Annotated in this window: 3 protein-coding genes; all 3 read right to left on the minus strand. The window is 74.9% G+C overall.

The features are described 5' to 3' along the window. Window positions 1-106: 106 nt before the first annotated feature. A complete protein-coding gene (locus tag ACTIDRAF_RS0223810; protein ID WP_016701190.1) occupies window positions 107-913 on the minus strand; it encodes an IclR family transcriptional regulator in 807 nt (268 codons plus the stop codon). After that, entirely contained in the window at window positions 910-1,926 is a 1,017-nt protein-coding gene (locus ACTIDRAF_RS0223815; protein ID WP_016701191.1) for a dihydroorotate dehydrogenase, read from the minus strand. The genes ACTIDRAF_RS0223810 and ACTIDRAF_RS0223815 overlap by 4 nt, the downstream gene beginning before the upstream one ends. Continuing rightward, the coding region (locus ACTIDRAF_RS0223820) for a phosphorylase family protein (RefSeq protein ID WP_026066437.1) at window positions 1,923-2,531 on the minus strand (609 nt) is incomplete at its 5' end. The genes ACTIDRAF_RS0223815 and ACTIDRAF_RS0223820, both read right to left, overlap by 4 nt.

Below are 2,531 nucleotides of genomic sequence, written 5' to 3' on the forward strand. Positions count from 1 at the left end.
GCGGGCAGGGACGCGGGCTGGCCGGGGGTGCCGCCGGCGACGGCCAGGACGTCGGCGGCGAACTCGGTCGGGTCCACCCGGAGGGGCGCGGGGGAGGACTGCTGGTTCATCCGGTTCCTCTCTGCGGGGAGTGGGCGACGTCCTCGCCGGACCACCCCAGGTCGAACGACATCTCCCTGGCCGCGCGCAGCACGATCTCCGTGGCGCGGGCCCGGGTGAGCGGGTCGCTCATCCGGGAACCCGCCGCGGCCAGGGTGACGCTGGAGGTGACGGACCCGTCGGCGGCGAGCAGCGGCGCCGACACCGCCCACACGTCCCGGTCGAGTTCGTCGTCGCACACGTCGTAGCCCCGGTCCCGGACCACGGCCAGGTGGTCGAGCACCTCGGCCACGGTGCGCGGGGTGCCGGCGGTGAACCCGGTCATCGAGGTGCCCGCGAGCAGGGTGCGCACCACGTCCTCGGGCTGGTGGGCCAGGATCGAACGGCTGGCGGCGGCCGCGTGCAACGGCATCTCCTGCCCGATCCGGACGAACAGCCGGAGCGGGTGCCTGGCCTCCACCAGGGCCACGCAGACGGGTTGTTCCCCGATCATCTCGGTGAGGAACACCGTCTCCCCGCTCTCCTCACCGGCCCGCGCCAGCGCCGCCGGGGGCACCACGAGCGGGCTGCCACCGTGGGAGCGCTGCGCGGACAACGCGCGGGCCGCCGGGCCGAGGAAGTACCGCTTGTTCACCCGGGACCGGCTGACGAAACCCTGCTGGGAGAGGGTCGACAGGACGCGGTGCATGCTGCCGAGCGGGATGTCGAGCTCCTCGTGCAGGTCCTGGAGGGTCCTGCCGCCCCGGGCGTTGCTCAACGCGGTGAGCACGTCCAAGGCGCGCACCACGACCTGCATCGGCTTGTCGACGCTCATGTCTCCCCCAGGGTCCGGACGTAGTCGGTCAGTCGGGTGGCATCCGCCGCCGCGCACCGCGCCGCGAGTCCGCGGGCGATCTCGGCCATGACGAACGGCCGGGCGAAGTGCGCCGTGCCGACCTGGACGGCGGTGGCGCCGACGGCCAGGAAATCGAACGCATCGTCCACGGTGGAGATACCACCACAACCGATCACCGGAACACCCACCGCTTGGACGGTGGCCCAGGTGAGCCGGAGGGCGAGGGGTTTGACGGCGGGCCCGGACACCCCGCCGACCCGGTTGCCCAGCACCGGCCGGCGGGTGCGGGGGTCCAGGGCCATGCCGGGGAAGGAGTTGGCCACGGTCAACGCGGTGGCGCCGGCCTCCTCGGCGGCGCGGGCCACCTCGCCGATGGAGGACACCATCGGGGTGAGCTTGACCAGCACGGGGACGTCGGTGCGGGCGACGACACCGGAGACGACGCGGGCCACCGCGTCCGGGTCGGTGCCGATGTCCAGGCCGCCGTGTTCGAGGTTGGGGCACGACACGTTCACCTCGACCCCGTCGAACCGCGCCCCCGCCAGTTCGTCCATGACGGTGAGGTACTCGCCCACGGCCAGGCCGCCGACGCTGACGATCACCGGGGCGGCCATCGCCCGGTAGCGGGGCAGCACCTCGCGGACGAACCCGTCGGTGCCCAGGCTCGGGATGCCGACACTGTTGATCATGCCCATCGGTGTCTCGGTCAACCGGTGGGTCGGGTTGCCGCCGCGCCGCCGGGCGAACACGGTCTTGGTGACGGTGGCGCCGATCTCGGCGGTGGGCACCAGCGGGGCCAGTTCCGGCCCGAAGCACCCGGAGGCGGGCATCACCGGGTTGCGCAGGGTCAGCGAGCCCAACCGGACCCGCAGGTCGGGGGCCGGGGCCGCGCCGGCGCCGGCGGGTGGGGCGGCGGCGAAGAACCGGGCGCGGGCGTCCTCCCCGGCGGCCGGGTCGCCGACCGGACCCGGTTCCCTCGTCACGGCGGTCACCGCTGGCCCTCCGTGCTCAACCGCACCGCCGCGTCCGCCGCCACCCGCAGCATCCGCACCTGCGCCGGCTCGTAGTCCTCCAACCAGCTGTCGGTGGCCCGGGAGGCGTGGGCGACCAGGAGGCCCCCGACGCGCAGCCCCACGGCCGCGCCCACGGCCAGCACCGTCTCGCACTCCATGTCCATCGCGTCCACCCCCAGCGCCTCCACCTGCGCGAGGCGGCGGGCGGCCCTGTCCTCCAGGCCGGGAACCGGACGGCCCTCCCCGACGTAGTAGGAGTCGCAGGAGAGCACCGTGATGCCGTGGGCCCGTTCCCCCGCCCGGTCGGCGGTCGCGGCCAGCGCGGTGCGCACCTCGGGGCTGGACACCGCCCGCACCTCGGGGTCGGCGTACCAGGAGGCGGCGCCGCCCTCGCGGACCGCCTCGGTGACCACGCACAGGTCACCGGGCGCGATCCGCGCCGACAACGCCCCCATGCCCCCGGTCCGCAGCACCGTCCGCACCCCGAGCCGCGCCAGTTCCACCAGCGCGATCTCGGTGGAGGGGCCACCGATCCCGGTGGAGCACACCCCCACCCCGACCCCGCCCCGCCGGCCCACGCCCAC

This window comes from Actinoalloteichus spitiensis RMV-1378 (assembly GCF_000239155.1).
GTDB classification, from domain to species: Bacteria; Actinomycetota; Actinomycetes; order Mycobacteriales; family Pseudonocardiaceae; genus Actinoalloteichus_B; species Actinoalloteichus_B spitiensis.